21 protein-coding genes are annotated in these 25,304 nt (G+C 70.8%); 6 read left to right on the top strand and 15 right to left on the bottom strand.

What is annotated here, in order from left to right; genetic code table 11:
• Positions 1–39: 39 nt before the first annotated feature.
• The 8 genes from gap to ACRAKF_RS10685 form a co-directional block, all read right to left on the bottom strand.
• On the bottom strand, positions 40–1,050 hold the full coding sequence (gene gap / locus ACRAKF_RS10650; protein ID WP_447036700.1) for a type I glyceraldehyde-3-phosphate dehydrogenase: 1,011 nt from the start codon (positions 1,048–1,050) through the stop codon (positions 40–42).
• 189 nt (positions 1,051–1,239) lie between these two features.
• Complete coding sequence (locus ACRAKF_RS10655; RefSeq protein WP_447036701.1) at positions 1,240–4,200, bottom strand: M14 family zinc carboxypeptidase; 2,961 nt, start codon at positions 4,198–4,200, stop codon at positions 1,240–1,242.
• 182 nt (positions 4,201–4,382) lie between these two features.
• Positions 4,383–5,372, bottom strand: coding sequence for a DNA-binding protein WhiA (gene whiA, locus ACRAKF_RS10660; protein WP_447036702.1), 990 nt, complete (start codon positions 5,370–5,372; stop codon positions 4,383–4,385).
• A complete protein-coding gene (locus ACRAKF_RS10665; RefSeq protein ID WP_447036703.1) occupies positions 5,363–6,385 on the bottom strand; it encodes a gluconeogenesis factor YvcK family protein in 1,023 nt (340 codons plus the stop codon). The genes whiA and ACRAKF_RS10665 overlap by 10 nt, the downstream gene beginning before the upstream one ends.
• A complete protein-coding gene (gene rapZ / locus ACRAKF_RS10670; protein ID WP_447036704.1) occupies positions 6,382–7,317 on the bottom strand; it encodes an RNase adapter RapZ in 936 nt (311 codons plus the stop codon). Before rapZ ends, ACRAKF_RS10665 begins: the two co-directional genes overlap by 4 nt.
• The gene (uvrC, locus tag ACRAKF_RS10675; RefSeq protein WP_447036705.1) at positions 7,314–9,431 is read right to left on the bottom strand and encodes an excinuclease ABC subunit UvrC; all 2,118 of its coding nucleotides are present in this window, start codon (positions 9,429–9,431) and stop codon (positions 7,314–7,316) included. Before uvrC ends, rapZ begins: the two co-directional genes overlap by 4 nt.
• 72 nt (positions 9,432–9,503) lie before the next feature.
• Positions 9,504–10,361 carry a hypothetical protein gene (locus ACRAKF_RS10680; RefSeq protein WP_447041914.1) on the bottom strand — a complete coding sequence of 286 codons (858 nt, stop codon included), beginning with the start codon at positions 10,359–10,361 and terminating at the stop codon, positions 9,504–9,506.
• A 5-nt stretch (positions 10,362–10,366) separates the two neighbouring features.
• Positions 10,367–11,041 (bottom strand): papain-like cysteine protease family protein, encoded by a 675-nt coding sequence (locus ACRAKF_RS10685; protein WP_447036706.1) that lies wholly within the window; start codon positions 11,039–11,041, stop codon positions 10,367–10,369.
• Positions 11,042–11,270: 229 nt separating this feature from the next.
• On the opposite strand from ACRAKF_RS10685, the gene ACRAKF_RS10690 reads away from it, so the two are divergent.
• Complete coding sequence (locus tag ACRAKF_RS10690; RefSeq protein ID WP_447036707.1) at positions 11,271–12,254, top strand: hypothetical protein; 984 nt, start codon at positions 11,271–11,273, stop codon at positions 12,252–12,254.
• Between the two features lie 7 nt (positions 12,255–12,261).
• Here ACRAKF_RS10690 and ACRAKF_RS10695 read toward each other — a convergent pair whose 3' ends face one another.
• A complete protein-coding gene (locus ACRAKF_RS10695) occupies positions 12,262–12,684 on the bottom strand; it encodes a Rieske (2Fe-2S) protein (RefSeq protein ID WP_447036708.1) in 423 nt (140 codons plus the stop codon).
• A gap of 201 nt (positions 12,685–12,885) precedes the next feature.
• Here ACRAKF_RS10695 and ACRAKF_RS10700 point away from each other — a divergent pair, with 201 nt between their 5' ends.
• Positions 12,886–13,827 (top strand): carbohydrate kinase family protein, encoded by a 942-nt coding sequence (locus ACRAKF_RS10700; RefSeq protein ID WP_447036709.1) that lies wholly within the window; start codon positions 12,886–12,888, stop codon positions 13,825–13,827.
• Here the strand turns inward: ACRAKF_RS10700 and ACRAKF_RS10705 are convergent.
• The gene (locus tag ACRAKF_RS10705; RefSeq protein ID WP_447036710.1) at positions 13,817–14,674 is read right to left on the bottom strand and encodes a helix-turn-helix domain-containing protein; all 858 of its coding nucleotides are present in this window, start codon (positions 14,672–14,674) and stop codon (positions 13,817–13,819) included. The genes ACRAKF_RS10700 and ACRAKF_RS10705 overlap by 11 nt on opposite strands.
• Before the next feature lie 101 nt (positions 14,675–14,775).
• Between ACRAKF_RS10705 and ACRAKF_RS10710 the strand changes: the two genes are divergently transcribed.
• Complete coding sequence (locus tag ACRAKF_RS10710) at positions 14,776–15,360, top strand: YceI family protein (RefSeq protein ID WP_447036711.1); 585 nt, start codon at positions 14,776–14,778, stop codon at positions 15,358–15,360.
• A gap of 8 nt (positions 15,361–15,368) precedes the next feature.
• Here the strand turns inward: ACRAKF_RS10710 and ACRAKF_RS10715 are convergent, their stop codons facing one another.
• A complete protein-coding gene (locus tag ACRAKF_RS10715) occupies positions 15,369–16,136 on the bottom strand; it encodes a crotonase/enoyl-CoA hydratase family protein (RefSeq protein ID WP_447036712.1) in 768 nt (255 codons plus the stop codon).
• A 274-nt stretch (positions 16,137–16,410) separates the two neighbouring features.
• On the bottom strand, positions 16,411–19,509 hold the full coding sequence (gene uvrA, locus ACRAKF_RS10720; RefSeq protein WP_447036713.1) for an excinuclease ABC subunit UvrA: 3,099 nt from the start codon (positions 19,507–19,509) through the stop codon (positions 16,411–16,413).
• Positions 19,510–19,737: 228 nt separating this feature from the next.
• Here uvrA and ACRAKF_RS10725 point away from each other — a divergent pair, with 228 nt between their 5' ends.
• Positions 19,738–20,421: a maleylpyruvate isomerase family mycothiol-dependent enzyme gene (locus ACRAKF_RS10725; protein WP_447036714.1), complete on the top strand. Its 684-nt coding sequence runs from the start codon at positions 19,738–19,740 to the stop codon at positions 20,419–20,421.
• A gap of 10 nt (positions 20,422–20,431) precedes the next feature.
• Positions 20,432–21,088 (top strand): MBL fold metallo-hydrolase, encoded by a 657-nt coding sequence (locus ACRAKF_RS10730; RefSeq protein ID WP_447036715.1) that lies wholly within the window; start codon positions 20,432–20,434, stop codon positions 21,086–21,088.
• An 80-nt stretch (positions 21,089–21,168) separates the two neighbouring features.
• Here the strand turns inward: ACRAKF_RS10730 and aroQ are convergent, their stop codons facing one another.
• On the bottom strand, positions 21,169–21,642 hold the full coding sequence (gene aroQ, locus ACRAKF_RS10735; RefSeq protein WP_447036716.1) for a type II 3-dehydroquinate dehydratase: 474 nt from the start codon (positions 21,640–21,642) through the stop codon (positions 21,169–21,171).
• 76 nt (positions 21,643–21,718) lie between these two features.
• On the opposite strand from aroQ, the gene ACRAKF_RS10740 reads away from it, so the two are divergent.
• Positions 21,719–22,813, top strand: a complete 1,095-nt coding sequence (locus tag ACRAKF_RS10740; protein WP_447036717.1) for a S66 family peptidase — start codon at positions 21,719–21,721, stop codon at positions 22,811–22,813.
• 58 nt (positions 22,814–22,871) lie between these two features.
• On the opposite strand, the gene ACRAKF_RS10745 is transcribed toward ACRAKF_RS10740, so the two are convergent.
• Both ACRAKF_RS10745 and ACRAKF_RS10750 read right to left on the bottom strand, forming a co-directional pair.
• Positions 22,872–23,972, bottom strand: a complete 1,101-nt coding sequence (locus ACRAKF_RS10745) for a calcium:proton antiporter (RefSeq protein WP_447036718.1) — start codon at positions 23,970–23,972, stop codon at positions 22,872–22,874.
• Between the two features lie 45 nt (positions 23,973–24,017).
• Positions 24,018–25,025, bottom strand: coding sequence for a TerC family protein (locus ACRAKF_RS10750; protein ID WP_447036719.1), 1,008 nt, complete (start codon positions 25,023–25,025; stop codon positions 24,018–24,020).
• Between the last annotated feature and the right edge of the window lie 279 nt (positions 25,026–25,304).

A 25,304-nucleotide genomic window follows, 5' to 3' on the forward strand; every position in this document is an offset into this window, starting at 1 on the left:
ACGAACCCTGTGCTCACATCGGGGTGCCTGCTCTGGCTGTTAGAGCTGACCGCCGACGAAGACCGTGAGGTCGACCAGACGGTTGGAGTAGCCCCACTCGTTGTCGTACCAGCCGAGGATCTTCACCGACGTACCCTCCTGGACCATGGTCATCAGGGAGTCGAAGGTGCAGGAGGCCGGGTCGCTGACGATGTCCGAGGACACGATCGGGTCCTCGGTGTAGGTCAGGTAACCCTTGAGGTCGCCGTCCTCGGCGGCCTTCTTGAACGCGGCGTTGACCTCGTCCTTGGTGACCTCGCGGGAGACCTCGACGACCAGGTCGGTGGCCGAACCGGTCGGGACCGGGACGCGCATCGAGACGCCGTCGAGCTTGCCCTTGAGCTGCGGCAGGACCAGGGCGGTGGCCTTCGCGGCACCCGTCGTGGTCGGGATGATGTTCTCGGCGGCGGCACGCGCGCGACGCAGGTCCTTGTGCGGGAAGTCAAGGATGCGCTGGTCGTTGGTGTACGCGTGGATCGTCGTCATCAGGCCCTTGACGACGCCGAAGTTCTCGTCGAGAACCTTCGCCATCGGCGCCACACAGTTGGTGGTGCAGGACGCGTTGGAGATGACGTGGTGGTTCGCCGGGTCGTACTTGTCCTGGTTGACGCCCATCACGATGGTGATGTCCTCGTCCTTGGCCGGAGCCGAGATGAGGACCTTCTTGGCACCGCCGGCGATGTGCTTCTCGGCGTCGGCCTTCTTCGTGAAGATGCCCGTGGACTCGATCACGATGTCGACGCCGAGGTCGCCCCACGGGATGTCGGCGGGGTTGCGCTCGGACAGCACCTTGATGGTGTGGCCGTCGACGGTGATGGTGTCCTCGGTGTGCGACACCTCGGCCTTGAGGCGGCCCAGGATGGTGTCGTACTTCAGAAGGTGCGCGGTGGTCGCGGTGTCACCCAGGTCGTTGACAGCCACGACTTCGATGTCCGCACCCTGCTCGAGCAGCGCGCGGAAGTAGTTGCGACCGATGCGGCCAAAGCCGTTGATGCCTACGCGGATCGTCACGAAACCGATCTCCTCGTTGGTACGCCGGTTTTAGACGCCGGCGAGTTGTATGGGATGTCCCCGACCGCCTCCGACCCTACCTCTCCGAGGCCTCTGAGGTGACATTGAGAGAGGCCGTAAGCGGCACAAAGGCCCATACCCCCGAGTAGGGGCATGGGCCTCCGGGACCTTGGTCCCGATTACGGAGCGTCAGCCGCGCAGATGTGCCAGGGCAGCGCCCATAAGAGCGGCCCTTTCGGCGTTTCCGGGTACGTGCTCGAACCCGAAGCCGAGCAGCACGCTGTCACGCGCTGTGACGGCCGCGTGGGGCCGGTAGAGCTCCCCGGTGCGCGCCCAGTCGCCTGTGATATTGGGGCTCCCGGCCGGGGTCGGCGAGGTGGCCCAGGAGCCGAGCGAGGTCTCGAAGCCCTCGGTCTCCGTGGCGGTGCCGCCGACGACCAGCCGGGCGTTGTCGGCGAAGAGTCCGCGACCGCCGCTGGAGGGGTCGGTGACGGCGCTCAGGGAGACCTCGACCTTCTTGCCCGCGTAGGCGCTCAGGTCGAAGGCGACGGGCTTGAAGCCGCTGGAGGACCCGGTGAAGCTGTTCCACCGGCCGCTCGTCCCTGAGGCCGTGCAGGCGTCGGCGCCCACGGTCAGGTAGTGGCGCAGGAACGGGTGGAGGTTGGCGAGGAACCCGGCCGCGCACTCGGCGGGCACGGTCGCGGAGGAGTTGCCGTTCTTGTCCGGCAGCGTGGTCCAGTCGTCGCCGCCCACGGTGTGCGCTTCGAGCACCCCGTGGTCGTACCCGGCCTCCAGGTTCCAGTTGAGGGCGAACCGCAGCTCCGGCGCGTCGGCGGCCGTGACGCCGGTCAGGTCGAGGGTGCGGGTGAGCCGCTTGTAGTCCTGGTCGGCGTGGGTGGCGGAGGCCATGCCCTGGCCCTCGAAGGGCGCGTACGGGTTGGTGAGACCGGGGTAGGAGCCGGCCGCGGCGCTCGTGAACCGCGGGAACTCCTTGGCGGGCAGGTTGTCGGAGGTGACGGTGAAGCGCCCTGCCTTGTCGAGCGGGTTGCCCTCGGCGGCGCCGAGCGGGGTCTTCGCCTTCGCGAGGGCACCGGCGCCCTCGAAGCCGGTCACGCCGGGCGCGGAGAGCCGCTCGTAGGCGCCCAGGTAGTACTGCGCGAAGTCGTCGGAGCGTGCCTCGCCCAGGTCGACCGCGGCGCCGGTCCGCTCACCGGCCTCGACGAGCTTGCCGCCCTCGTTGAGGTAGGAGCGCAGGGCGAGCTGGGTGGGGGCTCCGGGGACGGGGTCGCCTGTGTAGTGGACGACCGCGGAGAAGTGCGACAGGACGCCGAGCGGGTGCGGGACCCCCTGCTTCGCGACGTCCCAGACGGCGGCGGTGCGGCCGTTGGCCTTCACCGCGTCGACGTAACCGCGCGTCTGGGCGGCCGGCGCGCCCTCCTCGGCGACGACGAGGACGCTCGCCTTCGGGCGTTCGGCGACGGTGTACGTGAAGTGCTCGCTGTGGGTGCGGCCCTTCTTGGCGCGGCCGGTGAACCACACCTCCACCTTGTCGCCCACGCGCGCGTCCTCGACCTCGGCGCGGTACTGGTCGAAGTAGAGGTTGTCCTCGCCGCCGTACGTCTCGCCGCCCTTCCAGGCCTTGAGGTCCTCGTCGTGCGTTCGGCCACCGTTGATCCGGTAGTTCAGTTCCTTGTCGCGCACCGACTTGCGGGCGGTGACGGAGACCTCCTGGTCGCCCCCGCGCGCGTACGAGGTGGAGAAGGAGTCGGCGGTGAAGTCCGGGGCCTCGATGTCGGTGACGGAGACCGGCTCGTCGGGGTGGAGCGCCGTCTCGGCGACGGCGAGCGCGAACGGGACGTTCTTGGCGAACTCCTGCTGGATCAGCTTCTCGTCGTCCGGGAAGGTGAAGATGGACGCGCAGTCCTGGGGCTTCCAGGCGTCGTCGGGGTCGACGTTCGAGACGGTCTGGCAGGTGGACATCTCCGGCGTGAACATCGCCATGCCGTTGATGTTGCCCGCGTGGCCGTCGGCCTCGCCGTTGGTGGTGTAGAGCTCGGAGGAGACCTGGGGGTGGTAGCCGGGGACCGCGGGCTTCTCCGGGGTGCCGTTCAGCGCCCGGTAGAGCACGTCGTCCGGGGTCGGCGTGGCGACCTGCCAGCCCACTCCGTAGAGGAGCAGTTCGGCCGCGGAGTGGTAGTTGATCCCGTACGTGAAGCCGATGCGCTTCTGGAAGCGGTCGATCGCCTTGGTCTCGGGCTCGGACATCGGGCCCGTGCCGCGGTAGGTCTCGGACGAGGGCTCGGGGGACGAGCCCTCGTTGTCGTAGCCCCACTTGTAGGCGAAGTTCCGGTTGAGGTCGACGCCGTCGCCCGGCGCGGTTTTGCCGTCGCCGTCGATGTCGCGCAGGTTCTTGCGCCACTGGCGCTCGCCGTCGGCGGCGTGCGTGTAGTCGTAGCCGTCGGGGTTGGCGGAGAGCACGAACCACAGCTCGGTGGAGTTCACGAGCTTGGTGATGCGCTTGTCCTTGCCGTAGTTGTCCACGTAGTGGTGCAGCAGGCGGCGCGTCATCTCGGGGGTGATCCACTCGCGCGCGTGCTGGTTGGACATGTACAGCGTGGACGGCTTGGAGCCGTCCTTGGACTTCTTGGCGTTCTTGGAGAGCTTCAGGGCGAGGATGTCCTTGCCCTGGACCGTCTTGCCGATGGAGACGACCTTGGTGATGCCGGGGTTCTCCTGGCCGGTCCTGACGATCTCCTCCTTGAGGCCGCCCTTTCCGCTGTACGGGCGGTAGACACCGTCCCCCGCGGCCTCGACGCGCTTCTCGGCGGCCGCCGACATCTTGTGCTCGCTGAGCTCGACGCCCTGGCGCTCGACCGCCTTCGCCTGCCCCTCGGTCAGATAGACCTCGACGCGCTTCGTGCCCTTGTCGGAAGCCTGGCCCGCGAGCTCGTGGGCGTCCTGCCCCGCCTCCACGAGAATCGGTATCTGCTTCTCGGTGACCTCGGCCTGGTAGACCTTCACGGCCGCCGGGTCGTCGGCGGCCGGGTTCTTGCCGGCTCCGCTCGCCTGGGCCTGTGGTGCGACGGCGAGACCGCCTATGAGCAGTGCGCTCGCTGCGAGGATCGATCTCGCGCTCGCTCTTCGTCCCATGAGCCCCCCTTGCGGTTGTCAGGCACTGGCGTGCCGGATGCCAGGCTCGTGACAGTGCATGATCATGTCAATACGGCGGGTGAAGGTGGGTGCCACGGGAAACGGAAGCCGCCGGTGCCCTATGAGGCACCAGCGGCTCGTGTGACGTACGAGGCGGCTGTTCGGACCGCCGTGTCGTCGGCTCAGACCGCCATGTTGTCGGCGAGATCGTCGGCCAGGTTGGACTCCGTGCCCGGGATACCCAGGTCCTGGGCCCGCTTGTCGGCCATCGCGAGCAGACGGCGGATACGGCCCGCCACGGCGTCCTTGGTCAGCGGCGGCTCGGCGAGCGCGCCCAGCTCCTCCAGGGAGGCCTGCTTGTGCTCCATGCGCAGCCGGCCCGCGGCGGCCAGGTGCTCCGGCACCTCGTCGGCGAGGATCTCCAGGGCGCGCTGCACCCGGGCGCCCGCGGCGACGGCCGCGCGGGCCGAGCGGCGCAGGTTCGCGTCGTCGAAGTTGGCCAGGCGGTTGGCGGTGGCGCGCACCTCGCGCCGCATCCGCCGCTCCTCCCAGGCGAGGACCGACTCGTGCGCCCCGAGGCGGGTCAGCAGCGCGCCGATCGCGTCCCCGTCACGCACGACGACCCGGTCCACGCCCCGCACCTCGCGCGCCTTGCTGGAGATCTGGAGTCTGCGGGCGGCGCCGACCAGGGCGAGTGCGGCCTCCGGACCCGGGCAGGTCACCTCCAGGGAGGAGGAGCGCCCCGGCTCGGTGAGCGAGCCGTGCGCGAGGAACGCCCCGCGCCAGGCCGCCTCCGCGTCGCAGGTGGCCCCCGAGACCACCTGCGGCGGCAGGCCCCGGATCGGACGGCCGCGGCCGTCCACGAGGCCCGTCTGGCGGGCGAGCTGATCGCCGCCCGCGACCACCCGGACGACGTAACGCGAACCGCGCCGCAGACCGCCGGGAGCCATCACGATCAGTTCCGAGCTGTGCCCGAAGATCTCCAGGATGTCCCGCTTCAGGCGTCTTGCCGCCATCGCGGTGTCCAGCTCCGCCTCGATCACGATGCGGCCGCTCACCAGGTGAAGGCCGCCCGCGAACCGCAGGATCGCCGAGACCTCCGCCTTCCTGCAGCAGGTCCGGGTGACGGGGAGCCGGGAGATCTCGTCCTTCACCGCTGCCGTCATCGCCATGGGCCGATCCTTCCATGCATCCGAAAAATACGGTCGTACGCGGTTGCCAGGAGCTCCGGATCGTGCCTCGGAGTTCCGTCGGGCCGGGCCACCGGCGCCAGCTCGACCGTGGCGCCGAACCGTTTCGCGGCATCGGTGAGTGACTCACGGTCGGGCACGGCGGCCTCGTCGGCCAGCACCACGTCCAGGGCGAGTTTAGGGGCGTGTCGGGCCAAAACCTCCAAATGACGCTGCGGAGAGAACCCATCGGTTTCTCCCGGTTGCGGCGCGAGGTTGAGCGAGAGGACCCTGCGGGCCTTCGTCTCGGTGAGCGCGTCGAGCAGTTCCGGCACCAGGAGGTGCGGGATCACCGAGGAGAACCAGGAGCCGGGGCCGAGCACCACCCAGTCCGCGTCGAGGACGGCGGCGACCGCCTCGGGGACGGCCGGCGGGTCGCTCGGCACCACGTGCACGGACTGGACCTCGCCCGGGGTGAGCGCCACCGTGGCCTGGCCGCGGACGGTGTCCATGTCCTCCGGGCGCGCCGGATCGTGCCCCTTGACCAGAGCCTGGAGCTCCAGCGGCACGGCCGACATGGGCAGGACGCGGCCCTGCGCGCCGAGCAGGCGTCCCACCAGGTCCAGGGCCTGTACGTGGTCGCCGAGCTGCTCCCACAGGGCGACGATCAGGAGATTCCCGACCGCGTGCTCGTGCAGGTCGCCCTTGGACTGGAAGCGGTGCTGGATGACGCGGGCCCAGGTCTGGCCCCAGTCGTCGTCACCGCAGAGCGCCGCGAGCGCCTTGCGCAGGTCGCCGGGGGGCAGCACGCCCAGCTCGTCGCGGAGGCGGCCGCTGGAGCCGCCGTCGTCGGCGACCGTGACGACGGCGGTGAGGTCTCCGGCCCCGGTGATGCGGCGCAGCGCGGCGAGCGAGGCGGACAGGCCCATGCCCCCGCCGAGCGCGACCACCTTCGGCTGGGTGCCCCGCTTGCGGCCCAGACGGCTCAGGCGGACGGTCCGGCGGGTCGGCTTCACTCGCGCCCCATGTCCCGGTGGACCATGACGGTCTCCACGCCCTCGGACGCCAGGCGTGCCGCGAGCTTCTCCGACATGGCGACGGAGCGGTGCTTGCCGCCCGTGCAGCCGACGGCGATCGTCACGTACCGCTTGCCCTCGCGGCGGTAGCCCGCGGCGATGAGCTGGAGCATCTCCGCGTACCTGTCGAGGAACTCCTTGGCGCCCGGCTGGTTGAAGACGTACGCCGCCACCTCCTCGTTCAGTCCGGTGTACTGGCGCAGCTCCGGCACCCAGTGGGGGTTGGGCAGGAAGCGCATGTCCACGACCAGGTCCGCGTCGACCGGCAGGCCGTACTTGTAGCCGAAGGACATGACGGTGGCCCGCAGCTCGGGCTCCTCGTCGCCCGCGAACGAGGCGTCCATCTTCGCGCGCAGCTCGTGCACGTTCAGACTGGAGGTGTCGATGACCAGGTCGGCGTCGCCGCGCAGCTCGCGCAGCAGGTCGCGCTCGGCCGCGATGCCGTCCACGATGCGGCCGTCGCCCTGGAGGGGGTGCGGGCGGCGGACCGACTCGAAGCGGCGGACCAGGGCGTCGTCGGAGGACTCCAGGAAGACGATGCGCCGCGTGACGTTCTTGGACTCCAGCTCGGCCAGGGACTCGCGCAGGTTGTCGAAGAAGCGCCTGCCGCGTACGTCGACGACCACCGCGATGCGTGCCACGTTGCCCTGCGAGCGGGCGCCGAGCTCCACCATCGTGGGGATCAGGGCGGGCGGCAGGTTGTCGACGACGAACCAGCCGAGGTCCTCCAGGCACTTGGCGGCCGTGCTGCGTCCGGCACCCGACATACCGGAGATGATCACCAGCTCGGGGATCGCCGCTTCGGGGACTCCGGGCGTCTCGATGGGCGCTCCCGCACTCACTTGCTCTCCACCTTCGTCGTGCTCGCTCATGTCTGTTGCCCCCGTCGTTCCTCGGTGAAGCCCGTGGTCACGGGCTCCCCACTCTCTTCAACGCTCTCCTCACCGCGGGAAGTGCCCGCGGCGGGGAGATCCTGATTCTCGGTCACCGGAGCGGCTTCCGCGGGGAGCTCCGCGGTTTCCTCGTCCTCCAGGATCTCGCCGGTCGTCATGTTGACCGCGGGGGCGGGGGGTGCCGCCTGGGCGAGGGCCACCGCGATGGCCTCGGCGGTCTTGCGGCCCACCCCGGGGACCTCGCAGATCTGGTCGATCGTCGCCGCGCGGAGCCGCTTCACGGAACCGAAGTGCTTGATCAGGGTCCGCTTGCGGGCGTCGCCCAGGCCCCGCACCTCGTCCAGCGGCCCCGCCTTGAAGCGCTTGGCCCGCTTGGTCCGCTGGTAGGTGATGGCGAAGCGGTGCGCCTCGTCACGTACGCGTTGCAGCAGATAGAGCCCCTCGCTGGTGCGCGGCAGGATCACCGGGTCGTCCTCGTCCGGGACCCAGACCTCCTCCAGGCGCTTGGCCAGGCCGCAGACCGCGATGTCGTCGATGCCGAGCTCGTCGAGGGCCCGCTTGGCGGCGGCCACCTGCGGCTGGCCGCCGTCGACCACGACGAGCTGCGGCGGATACGCGAACCGCTTGGGCCGCCCGTCCTCCTCGGTCAGGCCCGGGATGTCGGCGTCCTCGGGGGACCACTCCCCCGTCCGCTCCTTGTCGTAGAGGTAGCGCTTGAAACGGCGGGTGATCACCTCGTGCATGGAGCGGACGTCGTCCTGCCCCTCGAAGCCCTTGATCTGGAAACGGCGGTACTCGCTCTTCCTGGCGAGACCGTCCTCGAAGACCACCATCGAGGCCACGACGTCGTCACCTTGCAGATGCGAGATGTCGTAGCACTCGATGCGCAGCGGGGCGCTGTCCAGCTCCAGGGCGGCGGCGATCTCCTCCAGGGCGCGGGAGCGCGTGGTGAGGTCGGAGGCGCGCTTGGTCTTGTGCAGGACGAGGGACTGTTGCGCGTTCCGCGCGACGGTCTCCATGAGTGACTTCTTGTCGCCGCGCTGCGGGATGCGCAGCGAGACGTTGGCCCCGCGGCGCTCCGTCAGCCACTCCTGCACCGGCTCCAGGGGGTCGGGCAGCGCGGGGACGAGCACCTCCTTGGGCACGGCGTCCCCGGTCTCCTCGCCGTAGAGCTGCTGGAGGGCGTGTTCGACGAGGTCACCGCTGGTGACCGCCTCCACCTTGTCGGTGACCCAGCCGCGCTGACCGCGCACCCGGCCGCCGCGGACGTGGAAGATCTGGACGGCCGCCTCCAGCTCATCCTCGGCGAGGGCGATGAGGTCGGCGTCGGTGGCGTCGGCGAGGACGACGGCGCTCTTCTCCATCGCCTTCTTGAGCGCTTCTATGTCGTCGCGCAGCCGCGCCGCCTTCTCGTACTCCATGTCCTCGGCGGCGTCCGCCATCTGCCGCTCCAGGCGGCGGATGTAGGTGCCCGTGCGGCCCGCCATGAAGTCGCAGAAGTCCTCGGCCAGCTCCCGGTGGGCCTCGGGGGTGACGCGCTCCACACAGGGCGCCGAGCACTTGCCGATGTAGCCGAGCAGGCAGGGGCGGCCGGTGCGGGCGGCGTTCTTGAACACGCCGGCGGAGCACGTGCGGACCGGGAAGGCGCGCAGGAGCAGGTCCACGGTGTCGCGGATCGCCCAGGCGTGGCCGTAGGGACCGAAGTACCGCACGCCCTTCTTCTTGTGGCCCCGCATCACCTGGACCCGCGGGAACTGTTCGTTCATCGTCACCGCGAGGTAGGGGTAGCTCTTGTCGTCGCGGTACTTGACGTTGAACCGGGGGTCGAACTCCTTGATCCAGGAGTACTCCAGCTGGAGCGCCTCGACCTCGTTGTTGACCACGGTCCACTCGACGGAGGCCGCGGTCGTGACCATGGAGCGCGTACGCGGATGGAGGCCCGCCAGGTCCTGGAAGTAGCTCGCCAGGCGCTGGCGCAGGCTCTTGGCCTTCCCGACATAGATCACCCGGCGGTGCTCGTCGCGGAATTTGTAGACCCCCGGGGCGTCGGGGATCTGTCCCGGCTTGGGGCGGTAGCTGGAAGGGTCGGCCATGACGGACAGCCTACTGGCGGCCACCGACAGACCGGCCGCCCCGGGCCATGGGCCGGGGCGGCCGCGCACCCCTCAGCCGCGCCTGCGCCCCCGGCGCCGCAGGGCCGCCACCGAGAGGCCGAGCGCGAGCAGCGCGCCGGCTCCGGCAGCCGAGGAAGCCACCGTCATGGGCGCCCCGGAGGATGCCCCGGAGTGTTCGGAGGCCTGCTCCTGGCCGCCCGTCCTGCCGTTCTTCTCCTCGTAGCCGCCCGCCTTGCCGGACTTCGCGTACGCCGAGCCCGGGAGCTTGTCGCCGTACGCCTTGTGGACGCGCTTGCGGTAGGCGGTGAGCGAGGTGCCTTCGGCGCCCACGGCACGTACCGCGTCCTTGTCGAGCGGCAGCACGCGCGCGTGGCCCCGCACCTCACCCTGGACGTACCACGCGTTGATCTGCGGCTCGTGGAAGACGGTGCCTCCGGGGAGCTTGTCGGCGCCCACGCGCGCGTAGCGCGTCTCGTCGTCCCCGGTGGCGATGTTCACCACCTGCCACGAGCGGCCTCGCTCGACGGTCCAGAGGGAGGCCTCCTGGCCGTCGGAGGAGACGGCCTTGCTGGCGAGGAACTCCAGGCGGGCGACCGGTGCCCCCTTCTCACCCGCGACGAACTCCGGGGAGAGGTAGTACACGGGCACGGCCTTGCCCTCGACCCGCGGGTCGGCCGCGGCCCTGGTCACCGCCCCTTCGCGGGCGAAGAACCGGGAGAGCGTGTCCAGGGTCCCCGGCGCCTGGGCGGCCTGGTGCGCGGCGGCACGGGAGGCCGCGGAGGGGGCGGCGGGACCGGAGTCCGCGGAGGCCGCGGGGGCCGTGAGGCCGAGCAGCAGCGTGGCGGCCGAACCGGCGAGCGCGGTCTTGGCCAGGCGGCGGGGAAGGTGGCGGGGAAGGTGCCGGGTCATCGCGGTCACGCCCCTATCCGGTAGAGCGAGTGGGTCCAGGAGAAGGTGTCGTTGTCGACGTACCAGGCGTGCGACGCCCAGTTGTAGCGGTCGCTGGAGGGCCAGGGGTCGCCCCAGTAGACCCAGCTGTTGGCGTCGTCGTAGCCGTAGAGGACGTGCATGTGGCCGCCGCCGTTGGACCACTGGATGCGGGTCTCCATCGGGCGGCCCGCGTTGATCTCGGCCTGCACGGTGGGGTAGCGGAGCCAGCCGGTGACGTACGAGCCGGGGCTGATGCCCGCCCAGCGCAGGCCGGTCTGCACGTTGCCGAGGGTGGCCTGGTTGTTGGGGCACTCGGTGTTCTGGCCGCGCCCGAAGGCGGCGTTGCAGAACTGGTTCTGGCTGTAGCCGCGGCCCATGTAGGTCGCGATGGTGTTGCCGCCCGCGGCCCAGCACCAGTTGGTCTTCTGCTGCGCCTGCATGGTGATGTTCAGGCGCTTGGTGGCCAGGGCGGAGGAGTCGGCGGCCGTCGTGCCGCGTGCCTGGTCGGCGGCGGGCGCGACGGAGCTGACGGAGGTGACGGGAGCGGGGGCCGCCGTGGCGGTCGCCGTGGGAGCGGTGAACAGGGCCGCCGCGACGACGGCGAGGGCGCTGAGGCCCCTGCGTCTGCCGCTGCTGCTCCTGCTGTGGGGTGGGCGCATCGCGTTCCTCCCGGGTGGGATGTGAGGTGTGGAGGAGCGCGTCCGGACGCTGCGATTGAGCATCGAGTGTTGTCCGATACAGGTCAACACGCTTCAATGCGAAATCACCTGGGCCGTGAACGGCGGGCGTACGGGTGTGAACAGAAGCCTTGCGCCGACCTGCTGGTCCGCTCCGACCGGCGCGAACGCCCGGCCGGCAGGTGTGAACGTTCACAGAAGGAGCACGACTTTGCGGCACGGAACACAGCTCGCGAAGAGCGCGCCCGCGGCGGACACGGCACGGCCGCCGGAGGACGATCCGGCGGACCTCACGGCCGCCCTGCGCACCGGCCCCTTCCACGCCGCGCTGCGTGCCGCGATCACCGCGCGCGGGCTGCCCTTGCAGCGCGTACGGCACCATCTGGCGCAGCAGGGCATCAACGTCGGCGTGACCAGCCTCAGCTACTGGCAGCAGGGCGTACGCCACCCCCGGCGTGCCGAGTCGCTGCGCGCCGTACGCGCCCTGGAGGAGATCCTTCAGCTCCCCGGGGAGTCACTGGTCCGGCTGCTCGCCCGGCCGGCCGAGCACACCGACGGAGAACGGCCCGCCGCCCGTTCGTACCGTTCCCTGGTGGAGGCTTCGGACGTGCTGCGCACGCTCCTCGCCGAACTCGGCCTCCCCTCCGACGGCGGCCTGCACACCATCGGCCACCATGAGCGGGTGCGGATCGGCGCGCACCGCGAGATGACGGGACGCGAGTCGCAGCACATCGTGCGCGCCCACCGGGACGGCGTCGACCGCTACGTGGCCATCTACCACGGCGACCGCGGTTGCGCCCCCGACCAGGTGCGCGTGCGCGCCCTGGAGAACTGCCGCACGGGCCGGGTGCGCTGGCACCGGAGCACGGGGGTCCTTGTCGCGGAGCTGCTCTTCGACGCGCGGCTGCGGGCGGGCGACACGCATCTGTTCGGCTACGGGTTCGAGGACGGCACGGCGGGCGCGGCCACCGAGTATCTGCGCGGCTTCCCCTTCGCGGGCGGCCAGTACGCGCTCCAGGTCCGCTTCGACGACCAGGCCCTGCCCGTACGCTGCCACCGCTTCACCCAGCACTCGGCCGGCGCGCCGCGCGGCGGCCGGCAGGAACTGACGCTGAGCGGCAGCCACCGGTCGGTGCATCTGGTGGAGCCACAGGTGCGGGCGGGGCTGCTGGGGATCGCCTGGGACTGGGAGTGATCTGAGGCTAGGCCTCCGGGGCCGCGACGAGCTTGCCGTTCTCGACCTTCACCGACAGCTCGGACAGCGGTGTGACGGCGGGCTCGTGCAGCACCTTGCCGTTGGTGGCGTCGAACTGGCTTCCGTGGCACTGACAGATGAGCTTGTGCCCCTCCAGCTTGTTGATCGGACACCGCGCGTGCGTGCAGATCGAGCTGTACGCCGTGTACTCGTCCTCGGAGATCCGGCTGACGACCACGTTCTTGTCCGTGTACAGCTTCGAGGCGCCGACCTTCACGTCGTCGGCCGCGCCCAGGTCCACCGGTGCGGTCGGCGCCGAGCGGTTCGACCCGCCCTCGCCCGACGAGCAGGCGGTGAGCCCGAGCCCGACGGCCGGGGCGAGAGCGGCGGCCCGCAGCACGGTGCGGCGGGCGGGGGGCATGCCGGACATGGCGTCTCCACAGGTCAGGGGCATCGGTGACGGATCAGACCATACCGGTGCCGGACGCCGCGACCGGGTCGGGCGCGAGCGTGCCCGAGTGCTGCCCGCCTGCCGCCGCGGGGTCGCGCACGGCCTAGCCTGTGCGGGACGCCGGGCCGGCGTGCCGCGCGGCCCGAGCCCAGCCAAGGCAGCGCCCGGAAGGAACCGCCCGTGATCGTCGTCGCCGGAGAGGCCCTGATCGACCTCGTACCGCAGGAGGCGGGCCGCGCCCCCGACGGCCGCGCGGCCCTGCCCGACCTCGCGCCGCGCCTCGGCGGCGGCCCGTACAACACCGCGGTGGCGCTCGGCCGCCTCGGCTCCCCCGTCGCGTTCTGCTCGCGCCTGTCGCGGGACGCCTTCGGCGAGGCGCTGCTCGACGGGCTGCGGGCGGCCGGGGTCGGCCTCTCGTACGTGCAGCGCGGCCCGGAGCCGACGACGCTCGCCGTGGCCTCGATCGGCGAGGACGGCTCCGCCGGGTACTCCTTCTACGTCGAGGGCACGGCCGACCGGCTGTTCACCGCCCCGGGGCGGCTTCCCGACGGCGTACGGGCCATGTCGTTCGGTACCTGTTCGCTGGTCCTTGAGCCGGGCGCGAGCGCGTACGAGGAGCTGCTGCGGCGCGCGGCGGCGAGCGGGGTGTTCACGGCGCTCGACCCCAACGTGCGGGCCGCGCTCATCCCCGACGCCGACGCCTACCGCGCGCGGTTCACGAGCTGGCTGCCCTCGGTCACGCTGCTCAAGCTGTCGCAGGAGGACGCCGACTGGCTGGGCGGCACCCCGCGGGAGTGGCTGGCCCACGGGCCCGCGGCCGTGGTGGTCACGCGCGGCGGCGACGGCCTCTCCCTGTACACGCGGGACGGCGCGGAGCTGGACGTGCCCGGCGAGCGGGTCGACGTGGTGGACACGATCGGCGCGGGCGACACGGTCAACGCGGCGCTCCTGCACGGCCTCGCCGAACGGGACGCGCTCTCGGCGGACGCCGTGCGCGGCCTGGCCGCCGAGGACTGGGAGGCGGTCCTGCGCTTCGCGGCCCGCGCGGCGGCGATCACCTGCTCCCGGGCCGGCGCGGAGCCGCCGTACGCGAGGGAACTGGGCCGGTCCCTCAGCCGTTGACGGCGTGCAGACCGCCGGGTCTGCGGCCGTTGAGCCGGTCGAGGGCGGCCGACGTGGCGTCGTCGGCGGGGACGTAGACGGTCAGGCGCTGCGGATCGACGTCGGGCAGCGAGAGCGTCTCGTACGACAGCCGCAGCCCGCCCGCCTCGGGGTGGGTGAACCGTTCGACGCCCGTGCGCCGGGGCAGCACGGGCACGCCCGCGAGGCGGTCGCTGAAGGGGGCGCCCGCCACGACCGTCAGCTCGTCGGTGAACCCGCCGACGTGCGGGTCGTCGAGCATGGACTCCGTCTTGAGGTGGCCGACCAGGCCGTCGGCGACGCGGTCCCACTCGGGATAGGCGGCGCGGGCCCGCTCGTCGGTGAAGACGAACCGGGCGAGGTTCGGACGCTCACCGTCCAGCACACCGAGGGGTTCGGCGATGCGCCGGTAGCCCGTGGTGCACGCGAGGATGTCGGCGAGGCGGTTGAGCAGCACGGCCGGCGCGGGCTCCAGGCTGTCCAGGATGGCGCGCACGGTGGGGCGGACCGAGTCCGCGGGTGGCACGGCCGCCGGGCAGCACGGGTCGCCGTCGCCCAGCTGTTTCTGTAGGCGGCGCAGGTGGAAGCGTTCCTCGACGGTCAGCCGCAGCGTGTCGGCGAGCGCGCCGAGCACCTGCGAGGAGGGGTGGCGGTCCCTGCCCTGTTCGAGCCGGGTGAGGTATTCGACGCTGATTCCGGCGAGGGTCGCGACCTCGGAGCGGCGCAGGCCCGGTGTGCGGCGGCGGACGCCGGAGGGCAGCCCGACCTCGACGGGGGTCACGGCTTCCCTGCGCGCGCGGAGGAAGGCGCCGAGGTCGTTGTCGCTCACGGTCCGAACGTAGCAGCGGTCGCGGTGTTCCAGCGTGGCCCTGTCACTACCAGTCTCGGCTCGGCCTTCCTCGCGTCCCCGGCCCGACGCAAGGTGGGCGCATGACTCCTGAGACGACCGACACGACCGCTGCCGCCACCTCCGCGCCCGCTCTGCCGCTGGCCGCCGGGGTCTGGGACATCGAACCGTTCCACTCCGCCGTGAACTTCTCCATCCGTCACCTCGGCATTTCCAAGGTGCGGGGCCGCTTCACCGACGTACAGGCCGAGTTGGTGGTGGGCGAGCGCGCCGAGGACTCCTCGGTGACCGCCACCATCGCCATCGCCTCGATCGACACGGGCAACAAGGACCGGGACGCGCATGTGCTCGCCTCGGACCTGCTCGACGTCGGGAAGCGGCCGACCCTGGTCTTCCGCTCGACGCGCATCCACGGCTCGGACGAGGAGTGGACGATGGAGGGCGAGCTGACGATCGGCGACGTGACCAGGCCGGTCACGCTGGCCGTGGAGTTCGGCGGGGTCGAGGCCTTCCCCGGCAGCGAGCGCAGGCACGCCGGGTTCGAGGCCTCCGGCGAGATCCGGCGCGGCGAGTTCGGGCTCGACTTCGCGCCGGGTCTGCTCGGCGAGGTGGTGAAGATCCAGCTCGACATGCAGTTCCTGGAGCCGGTCGCGGGGCAGGACGGCTGACCCGCGGCTCAGGCGGGTTCCGTGAACGTCCCGTGCCGTCCCTCTCCCGCGGCGAACCGTGCCGCGCCCCGCGCCGCCTCGGCCAGGGAGCGCAGGCCGTGCCGCAGCTCCCCCGCCATGGCGTCGGGTTCGGACAGGCCGCCCTGTTCCAGGGCCGAGAGCCGGTCGTGCCGCAGGCAGGTCTGCGGGAAGGCGGCGATCTCGGCGGCGAGCCGCTCCGCCGCGGCGCGCGCGGTGCCGGGCGGGACGGTGCGGTTGACCAGGCCCATGCCGAGCGCCTCCGCCGCGCCGACGGGGCGGCCCGTGAGGATCAGGTCCATGGCGCGGCTCTCGCCGATGAGGCGGGGCAGCCGTACCGTCCCGCCGTCGACGAGGGGAACGCCCCAGCGGCGGCAGAACACCCCGAGTACGGCGTCCTCCTCGGCGACCCGCAGGTCGCACCAGAGAGCGAGTTCGAGGCCGCCCGCGACCGCGTGTCCCGAGACCGCGGCGATCACCGGCTTGGACAGGCGCATCCGGGTGGGGCCCATGGGGCCGTCGCCGTCCTCCGTCACTCCGTTGCCTTCGGGTGTGCCGATGGCCTTGAGGTCCGCGCCCGCGCAGAAGGTGCCGCCCTCGCCCCAGAGCACGGCGACCGAGGCCCCGGGGTCGGCGTCGAAGGCGCGGAAGGCGTCGGCGAGGGCGCGGGCGGTGGGCCCGTCGACGGCGTTCCGCACGGCGGGACGGGAGAGCACCACGGTGGTGACGGGGCCTTCGCGTTCGATGCGTACCGGCATGCGGGCCAGCGGACCACGCCCGGAAGCCGCCGGACAAGGGGGACGCGGGCCGCGTCCCGTCCACGAGGCGTCGTACGCGTGAGAAGGCGTCACACGCATACGAAGAAAGCGCCCCGCCCCTGGTGGGGGCGGGGCGCTTGGCCCGGCGCGTGCGTGTGTGCTGGCGTCGGCGCGTGTGTACGTGCCGACGCCCCGCCTGCGTGTGTGCCGGCGCCTGCGCACGTACTGGCGTTGGCGTCGGCGCCTAAGCCTAAGCCTGCGCTGAACCTCGGCGTCAGGCCTTGCGGGCCCGCGTCGCCTTCTTCGGGGCGGCGGCGGTCTTCTTGCCGGTCGCCGCCGTCTTCTTCGGGGCCGCGGTCTTCGCCGGGGCCGCGGTCTTCGCCGGGGCCGCGGTCTTCTTGGCGGCGCCCGTCCTGGCCGTGGCCGTCTTCTTGGCCGGGGCCGTCGCGGCGGCCGCCACCTTCTTGGTGGTGGCCTTCTTCGCCTTTGCGGCAGGCTTGCGGCCCTGCGAAGGCGCCGCGTCGCTGATGCGGTCCGCCGAGATGATCTCCCGCAGGAACTTGCCGGTGTGGCTGGCCGGCACCCCCGCGACCTCCTCCGGCGTGCCCTCGGCGACGACCAGACCGCCGCCCCTGCCGCCCTCGGGGCCCATGTCGACGACCCAGTCCGCGGTCTTGATGACGTCGAGGTTGTGCTCGATGACGATGACCGTGTTGCCCTTGTCGACCAGGCCGGAGAGGACCTTGATCAGCTTGCTGATGTCCTCGAAGTGCAGACCGGTGGTCGGCTCGTCCAAGACGTACACCGTCCGGCCCGTCGAGCGCTTCTGCAGCTCGGAGGCGAGCTTCACGCGCTGGGCCTCGCCTCCGGAGAGGGTGGGCGCCGACTGGCCGAGGCGGACGTACCCGAGGCCGACGTCGTGGAGCGTCCTCAGGTGCCGGGCGATGGCGGGCACGGCCTCGAAGAAGCCGAGGGCCTCCTCGATCGGCATGTCGAGGACCTCGGCGATGGACTTGCCCTTGTAGTGCACGTCCAGCGTCTCGCGGTTGTAGCGCGCGCCGTGGCAGACCTCGCACGGGACGTAGACGTCCGGCAGGAAGTTCATCTCGATCTTGATCGTGCCGTCGCCGGAGCAGTTCTCGCAGCGTCCGCCCTTGACGTTGAAGGAGAAGCGGCCGGGGAGATAGCCCCGCACCTTCGCCTCCGTGGTCTCCGCGAAGAGCCTGCGGACGTGGTCGAAGACTCCCGTGTACGTCGCCGGGTTCGACCGCGGGGTGCGGCCGATGGGCGACTGGTCGACGTGCACGACCTTGTCGACGAGGTCGTCGCCCGCCACGCGCGTGTGGCGGCCGGGGACGGACTTCGCGCCGTTCAGCTCGCGGGCCAGGTGTGTGTAGAGGATGTCGTTGACCAGCGTGGACTTGCCGGAGCCCGAGACGCCCGTGACGGCCGTGAGGACGCCGAGCGGGAAGGAGACGTCGATGTCCTGGAGGTTGTTCTCCCGGGCGCCGTGCACCGTGAGCTGCCGGCCGGGGACGGTCGGGCGGCGCAGGTCCGGCACCGGGATGGCCCTCTTGCCCGAGAGGTACTGCCCGGTGATCGACTTGTCGTTGGCCAGCAGCTCCTTCATGGAGCCGCTGTGCACGACCTTTCCGCCGTGCTCGCCCGCGCCGGGGCCGATGTCGACGATCCAGTCGGCGACCTTGATCGTGTCCTCGTCGTGCTCGACGACGATGAGCGTGTTGCCCATGTCGCGCAGGCGTACGAGCGTCTCGATCAGCCGGTGGTTGTCGCGCTGGTGGAGGCCGATGGACGGCTCGTCGAGGACGTAGAGCACGCCGACGAGGCCGGAGCCGATCTGTGTGGCCAGGCGGATGCGCTGGGCCTCGCCTCCGGAGAGGGTGCCCGCGGCGCGGTTCAGCGAGAGGTAGTCGAGGCCGACGTCGACCAGGAAGCGCAGCCGCTCATTGACCTCCTTGAGGACGCGCTCGGCGATCTTCTTGTCGCGGGCGCCCAGCTTCAGCTCGGCGAGGAAGTCCGCGCAGTCGCTGATGGACATCGCGGCGACCTCGGCGATGGACTTCCCCATGACCGAGACGGCGAGCACGATCGGCTTGAGGCGCGTGCCCTCACAGGTGGGGCAGGGCACCTCGCGCATGTAGCCCTCGAAGCGCTCGCGGCTGGAGTCGCTCTCGGCCTCGCTGTGGCGCCGCTTGACGAAGGGGACGGCCCCTTCGAAGGCGGTGGTGTAGGCCCGCTCGCGGCCGTACCTGTTGCGGTACCGCACCTCGATCTGGGTCTTGTGGCCGTAGAGCAGGGCCTTCTTGGCGCGCTGCGGGAGTCCGGCCCAGGGCATGTCGGTGGCGAAGCCGAGGGCGTCGGAGAGCGCGTTCACCAGCCGGGCGAAGTAGTCCTTGGTGTGCCCGTGCGACCAGGGGTGGATGGCGCCCTCGTCGAGCGACTTGTCCTCGTCGGGGACGATCAGCTCCGGGTCGACCTCCATGCGCGTGCCGATGCCGGTGCAGTCGGGGCAGGCGCCGAAGGGCGAGTTGAAGGAGAAGGAGCGGGGCTCCAGCTCCTCGAAGGAGAGGTCGTCGTACGTGCAGTAGAGGTGCTCGGAGTACATGCGCTCGCGCTCGGGGTCGTCCTCCGGGAGGTCGACGAAGTCGAGCACGACCATGCCCGAGGAGAGGCCGAGGGCGGTCTCCACGGAGTCGGTCAGGCGGCGCTTGGCGGAGTCCTTCACCGTGAGGCGGTCGACGACGACCTCGATGGTGTGCTTCTCCTGCTTCTTCAGCGTGGGCGGCTCGGAGAGCTGGATCGTCTCGCCGTCCACCCGCGCGCGGGAGTACCCCTTCGTCTGGAGGTCGGCGAAGAGGTCGACGAACTCGCCCTTGCGCTCGCGCACCAGCGGCGAGAGGACCTGGAAGCGGCTCCCCTCGGGCAGTTCGAGGACCTTGTCCACGATGGCCTGCGGCGACTGCCGGGCGATCGGCCGGCCGCATTCGGGGCAGTGCGGCTTGCCGATGCGCGCGAAGAGCAGGCGCAGGTAGTCATAGACCTCGGTGATGGTGCCGACCGTCGAGCGCGGGTTGCGCGAGGTCGACTTCTGGTCGATGGAGACCGCCGGGGAGAGGCCCTCGATGAAGTCGACGTCGGGCTTGTCCATCTGGCCGAGGAACTGCCGGGCGTACGAGGACAGCGACTCGACGTACCGCCGCTGGCCCTCGGCGAAGATCGTGTCGAACGCGAGCGAGGACTTGCCCGACCCGGAGAGTCCGGTGAACACGATGAGGGAGTCACGCGGGAGGTCGAGCGAGACGTTCTTGAGATTGTGCTCGCGCGCGCCACGGACGATGAGACGGTCGGCCACGCCGGTCCGCACCTTTCTTGAGAGAAGTGACAGGGGCAGAACCCCCGTCTTTCACAGAGTAGGGCGAGCCACTGACAACGCCGGGCCGCTTCCCTGGTTCCACGTACACAACAAACCGGGACCCACAAGAATGCCCGATGCCGACTTCGACCATATCGCACGCACATTCGATTAGCGCTGTATCCAGGAACCTTCACCCGGACGTGTGACCCAGCTATCGTCAGGGACATGATTGATCATGTGCGCGACCTGGCGTCTGTACGTGACGCGACCGACCGACTGCTCAGCGCAGCGTCGAAACTGAACAACGATTCGACCGCCGAGCCGTCACGGCTCCCGGGCTGGACCCGCGGCCACGTCCTCGCCCACCTCGCACGGAACGCGGACGCCCTGGTCAACGTCCTCGCGGGACGCCCCATGTACGAGAGCGCGCAGCAGCGTGACACCGACATCGAGCGCGACGCCCCGCGGCCGCTGTCGGAGCAGCTCGACGACGTCCGCGAGTCCATGGCCCGCTTCGAGGCGCAGGCCGGGCTCCCCGCCGACTGGTCCCGCACCATCACCATGCGCAACGGAGTCACCGACTCCGCGTCCCGGGTCCCGTTCCGCCGCTGGGGCGAGGTGGAGCTGCACCACGTGGACCTCGGCATCGGCTACGAGCTGGAGGACCTGCCGGCGGAGTTCGTACGGCGCGAGACCGCCTTCCTCGCCGCGCGCTTCGCGGGGAACCCCAGCGTCCCGCCCACCCGCGTCACGGACGGCACGCACGCGTGGAACACGGGCAGGGAGGGCGAAACCGAAGTCACCGTCTCCGGGGCAGCGCCTGACGTGGTCGGCTGGCTCGCCGGCCGCCGTGACGGCTCCGCCCTGACGGCCGAAGGGGGCCTCCTGCCCTCTCTGCCGCCGCTATAGGGTGACGCACATGACGTACAGCGGAGCGGTGAAGGTCGGCGGACCCGCGGATGTGCACGAACTGCCGGACCTGATGATCTCGAAGGTCGCGGTCGGGCCGATGGACAACAACGCCTATCTGCTGCGTTGCCGGGCCACCGGCGAGCAGCTCCTGATCGACGCGGCGAACGACGCCGGGACGTTGCTGACCCTGATCGGTGACGACGGCATCGCGTCCGTCGTCACCACCCACCAGCACGGCGACCACTGGCAGGCGCTGGCCGCCGTCGTCGCGGCGACCGGCGCGCGGACGTACGCGGGCCGCGCGGACGCCGCGGGCATCCCGGTGCCGACGGACGTCCCCGTCGACGACGGCGACACGATCCGCGTGGGCCGGGTCGAGCTCACCGCCCGCCACCTGGTGGGCCACACGCCGGGCTCGATCGCGCTGGTCTACGACGACCCGCACGGCCACGCGCACGTCTTCACCGGCGACTGCCTCTTCCCCGGCGGTGTCGGCAACACCCGGAACGACCCGGCGGCCTTCGCGAGCCTCCTCGGCGACGTCGAGGCGAAGATCTTCGGGACGCTGTCCGACGAGACCTGGGTCTACCCCGGCCACGGCAGCGACACGACGCTGGGCGCCGAGCGACCGCATCTCGGCGAGTGGCGCGCCCGCGGCTGGTGAGCCGGGGCGGCGCGCGGCCCGCGGGACGATGCGGCGCCGGTCTACGTGAGGGTGAGCGCCGGTCTCCGTGGAGGTGAGCGTCACGCCTTCGCGGAGACCAGCGTCGCCACCCGCTGCACCGCGAACGCGTACCCCTGGACACCGCACCCGGCGATGACGCCGTCGGCGCGCTGCGACACGTAGCTGTGGTGCCGGAAGGGCTCCCGCTGGTGGATGTTGGAGATGTGCACCTCCACCACGGGCAGGCCGTCGCAGGTGTTGAGCGCGTCCAGGATGGCCACCGAGGTGTGGGAGTAGGCCGCGGGGTTGATGACGATCCCCGCGTGGTGCTCGCGCGCCTCGTGGATCCAGTCGACCAGCTCGCCCTCGTGGTTGCTCTGCCGCAGGTCCACGGTGCCGCCGTGCGCCGCCGCCGCCTCGGCGCACAGGGCCTCGACGTCCGCGAGGGTGTCGGTGCCGTAGATCTCGGGCTGCCGGCGTCCGAGGAGGTTCAGGTTCGGACCGTTCAGGATCATGATCGGCGCGGTGGCGAGGCTGAGGGTACTGAGGGTCATGCAGGAGGTCTATCACGCCTCTCGCGCGCGGTAACCCGGGTGCCCCTGACACCTGTACGGCTCTATGGTGCTCGCCATGATCGCCGAACCCGCCGAACCCGTCATACCCGCCGATGCCACCGATGCCACCGAACTGTCGTACCCGCCCAAGCCCTCCCCCGGTGATCGCGTCGCCGTGATCTCCCCGTCCAGCGGCCTCCCGGGTCTCTTCCCGCTCCCCTTCGAGCTGGGTCTGCGACGCCTCAGGGACGACTTCGGGCTCGACCCTGTCGAGTACCCCGCCACGCGGAAGATGGGCTCGACGCCCCGTGAGCGGGCCGACGACATCCACGCGGCGTTCGCCGATCCGACCATCAAGGCCGTCATCGCGAGCATCGGCGGCGACGACCAGATCACCGTCCTTCCCCACCTGGACCGGGGGTTGTTCCGCGCCAACCCGAAGCCGTTCTTCGGGTTCAGCGACAACACCAACCTGCTCGCCTTCCTCTGGCAGTGCGGCATCGTCGGGTACCACGGCTCGTCCGTCATGTGCGAGCTCGGCCGCCCCGGCGCGATGGCGCCCCTGACCGCCGAGTCGCTGCGCGCCGCCCTCTTCACCTCCGGGCCCCACGAGCTGCGCCCCGCCGAGCGCTTCCGCGACGTGGACGTGCCGTGGGACGACGCCGCGGCGCTCGCCGTGGAGCCCCCGACCGAGCCCGGCGGCGGCTGGTACTGGCACCGGCCCGAGCGCGTCGTCGAAGGACGGTCCTGGGGCGGTGAGCTGGAGATCCTCTCCTGGCTCCTGATGACGGACCGGGAGATCGCCGGGGACCCGTCGGCGTACGACGGCTGCGTGCTGTTCCTTGAGACCTCCGAGGAACTCATCGGCGCCGAACAGGTGTTCCGCATCCTGCGCAACATGGGCGAGCGCGGGCTGCTGCGCCGCTTCCCCGCCCTGCTCATGGGGCGTCCCAAGACCTGGTCCTTCGCCCGCCCGCTGGACGCGGACGCGAAGGCGGCACACGCGCGTGAGCAACGCGCGGCCGTGCTGCGGGCGCTCGACACGTACGCGCCGGAGACCATGGCGGTCTTCGACGTGGACCTCGGGCACACCGATCCCCAGCTGGTGATCCCTTACGGGGGCACCGTACGGGTGGACGGTCCGCGGCGGCGGGTCACGGTCACGTACTGACCCACGCCTACGGACGTGTCTCTACGGGGTGGCCCTGATGTGCGCCCGGGCGCGACCCCTACGGGGTGATCGCCAGCTCCAGGTACGCCGCGAACAGCACCAGGTGGACGCCGCCCTGCAACGGTGTGGCGCGCCCCGGCACGACGGTGAGCGTGCCGACGATCACGGTGAGGACGAGCAGGATCATGTGGGTCGCGCTCAGGCCGAGCACCAGCGGCCCGGAGAGCCACAGGGAGGCGACCGCGACGGCGGGGATGGTCAGCCCGATGCTGGCCATCGCCGAGCCGAGGGCGAGGTTCAGGCTGGTCTGCACGCGGTCCCTGCGGGTGGCGCGCACGGCCGCGATCGTCTCGGGGAGCAGGACGAGCAGGGCGATGATCACGCCGACGACGGCATGCGGCATGCCGGCGTTGGCCACCCCCGACTCGATCGTCGGCGACACGCCTTTGGCGAGGCCCACCACGCCGATCAGGGCCAGCCCGAGCAGCCCGAGGCTGGTCAGGGCCTGCCGTGAGGAGGGGACCTCGGCGTGGGTGTCGGCGTCGATGACCTCACCCCGCTTCGTGAGGGGCAGGAAGTAGTCGCGGTGCCGCACGGTCTGGGTGGAGACGAACAGTCCGTACAGGATGAGTGAGGCGACCGCGGCGAAGGTGAGCTGGCTGGTCGAGAACTCCGGGCCCTGCTTGGTGGTGGTGAACGCCGGCAGGACCAGGCAGAGGGTGGCCAGGGTGGCGACGGTAGCGAGGGCCGCGCCGGTGCCCTCGGGGTTGAAGACGGCGACGCGGTGGCGGAGCGCTCCGACCAGGAGGCAGAGCCCGACGATGCCGTTGCAGGTGATCATCACCGCGGCGAAGACGGTGTCGCGGGCCAGGGTGGAACTCTTGTCGCCGCCGTCAGCCATGAGGGTGACGATCAGCGCCACCTCGATGATGGTCACCGCGATGGCGAGGACCAGCGAGCCGAAGGGTTCGCCGACGCGGTGGGCGATCACCTCGGCGTGGTGGACGGCGGAGAGCACCGCTCCCGCGAGGACCAGCGTCACCACGGCGACGACGATGCCGGGCAGATCGCGGCCCCAGGTGAGGACAAGGAGGACGACGGCGAGGAAGGGGACCACCGTCGTCCACTGCATGCCGAGCGCCCGGAGCCGAGTGACCATGACTCGATGCTGCCCCGGGCGCTTGGGTGGCGCTACTCGGTCCTGCTACTTGCTGCCGGCGGTCGTGGTCTCGGTCGACTCCTCCGCCGACTCCTCGGCCGCCTGCTTCTCCGCCTGCTTCTTGGAGGCGATGAGGCTGGTGATCGTGGTGATCACCAGGACACCGCAGATCACCGAGAGCGAGACCGGGATGGAGATCTCGGGAACGTGCACCCCGGACTCGTGCAGGGCGTGCAGCACGAGCTTCACGCCGATGAAGCCGAGGATCACCGAGAGGCCGTAGCTCAGGTGGACCAGCTTCCTGAGCAGTCCGCCGATGAGGAAGTAGAGCTGCCGCAGACCCATGAGGGCGAAGGCGTTGGCCGTGAAGACGATGTACGGGTCCTGGGTGAGGCCGAAGATCGCGGGGATGGAGTCCATCGCGAAGAGCACGTCGGTGGTGCCGATGGCGAGCATGACGACCATGAGAGGCGTCATGATCTTCTTGCCGTTCTTCTTGATGAACAGCTTCGTGCCCTCGTACCGGTCCGAGACGCCGAACCTCTTCTCGACGGACTTCAGGAGGCGGTTCTCCTCCCAGTCCTCTTCTTCCTCGTCGGCACGGGCCTCCTGGATGAGCTTCCACGCGGTGTAGATCAAGAACGCGCCGAAGATGTAGAAGACCCAGGAGAAGTTGGCGATGACCGCGGCGCCGGCGGCGATGAATATCGCGCGCAGGACCAGGGCTATCAGCACTCCGAACAGCAGCACCCGCTGCTGGAGGTGGGACGGCACCGAGAACTTCGCCATGATCAGGATGAAGACGAAGAGGTTGTCCACGGACAGGGACTTCTCGGTGATGAAGCCCGCGAAGAACTCACCGGACGCCTGGCTCTCGCCCGCGACCAGCAGGCCGAGGCCGAAGAGCGCCGCGAGAACGATCCAGACGATCGTCCAGGTTCCGGCTTCCTTGATCGACACGTCATGGGGCTTGCGCCCGATGAAGAAGTCGACCGCGATCAGGGCACACAGACCAAGAATGGTCAGCGTCCACACGGTCATTGAAACGTCCACTGCGCCTCCGGCGTCGTACGGCTACTGATCAGCGTCGTCGCTGCCGGAGGTCTCCTCCACCCGATCGGCCTGTGCCGTGAGTCGGGCCGACGCCCCGGGACCGATGGCGGTCCGTATTGACGGGTACGTCGCAGCCGGGAGTACTCCCCTCCGCGGCCTCCAGAGTACGGGAAACACCAAGGGTTGGTAAAGGTGATGGCAAACGAGAACCAAAAGACCTGTTCAGCGGGTGGGTAAAGTCGCTTTGCCGCCATGGCGCGAGGGGGCGCCGACGGGCCG

Source organism: Streptomyces sp. DSM 118878, from assembly GCF_052936595.1.

Bases quoted from the DNA above. Each gene is read 5' to 3' on its own strand.
- ACRAKF_RS10695 (WP_447036708.1), bottom strand. From the start codon at position 12,684: ATGTCCGGCATGCCCCCCGCCCGCCGCACCGTGCTGCGGGCCGCCGCT.
- aroQ (WP_447036716.1), bottom strand. From the start codon at position 21,642: ATGACCCTCAGTACCCTCAGCCTCGCCACCGCGCCGATCATGATCCTG.
- ACRAKF_RS10740 (WP_447036717.1), top strand. From the start codon at position 21,719: ATGATCGCCGAACCCGCCGAACCCGTCATACCCGCCGATGCCACCGAT.
- ACRAKF_RS10730 (WP_447036715.1), top strand. From the start codon at position 20,432: ATGACGTACAGCGGAGCGGTGAAGGTCGGCGGACCCGCGGATGTGCAC.
- ACRAKF_RS10685 (WP_447036706.1), bottom strand. From the start codon at position 11,041: ATGCGCCCACCCCACAGCAGGAGCAGCAGCGGCAGACGCAGGGGCCTC.
- rapZ (WP_447036704.1), bottom strand. From the start codon at position 7,317: ATGAGCGAGCACGACGAAGGTGGAGAGCAAGTGAGTGCGGGAGCGCCC.
- ACRAKF_RS10655 (WP_447036701.1), bottom strand. From the start codon at position 4,200: ATGGGACGAAGAGCGAGCGCGAGATCGATCCTCGCAGCGAGCGCACTG.
- ACRAKF_RS10745 (WP_447036718.1), bottom strand. From the start codon at position 23,972: ATGGTCACTCGGCTCCGGGCGCTCGGCATGCAGTGGACGACGGTGGTC.
- uvrC (WP_447036705.1), bottom strand. From the start codon at position 9,431: ATGGCCGACCCTTCCAGCTACCGCCCCAAGCCGGGACAGATCCCCGAC.
- whiA (WP_447036702.1), bottom strand. From the start codon at position 5,372: ATGGCGATGACGGCAGCGGTGAAGGACGAGATCTCCCGGCTCCCCGTC.
- ACRAKF_RS10715 (WP_447036712.1), bottom strand. From the start codon at position 16,136: ATGCCGGTACGCATCGAACGCGAAGGCCCCGTCACCACCGTGGTGCTC.
- ACRAKF_RS10725 (WP_447036714.1), top strand. From the start codon at position 19,738: ATGATTGATCATGTGCGCGACCTGGCGTCTGTACGTGACGCGACCGAC.
- ACRAKF_RS10710 (WP_447036711.1), top strand. From the start codon at position 14,776: ATGACTCCTGAGACGACCGACACGACCGCTGCCGCCACCTCCGCGCCC.
- ACRAKF_RS10680 (WP_447041914.1), bottom strand. From the start codon at position 10,361: ATGACCCGGCACCTTCCCCGCCACCTTCCCCGCCGCCTGGCCAAGACC.